General features: G+C 76.2%; 1 protein-coding gene. It reads left to right on the top strand.

The annotated features are described in order from the left end of the window. On the top strand, positions 1-240 hold a 240-nt coding region (locus R0J87_RS24170), incomplete at both ends, for a hypothetical protein (RefSeq protein ID WP_498889582.1).

The raw sequence follows: 240 nt of genomic DNA, 5'->3' as shown, positions 1-240 counted from the left end.
GTGGTCAGCATCACCGTGTATCGCTGGGGGCCGCCGCCGGACCCCCAGGTCGTGCGCCGGTCCGTCGTGCAGGCGGGCGCAGGTGAAGTCGACGCCGTCCTCTTCACCTCCGCACCCGGTGCCGCCGAGTGGGGCGGCCGTGATCGGCCCGACGGCGGCCAGCAGCAGGCGCCCGGACGCGGCTCTGCGCCGGATCGACTCCAGAGCCCCGGCACGGACGGCCGTCCGGACCCACTCGGC

Origin of the sequence: Halomonas sp. SIMBA_159 (assembly GCF_046536035.1) — a bacterium.
Taxonomy (GTDB): Bacteria; Pseudomonadota; Gammaproteobacteria; order Pseudomonadales; family Halomonadaceae; genus Vreelandella; species Vreelandella venusta_A.
This window is presented reverse-complemented; position numbering and strand designations above follow the sequence as displayed.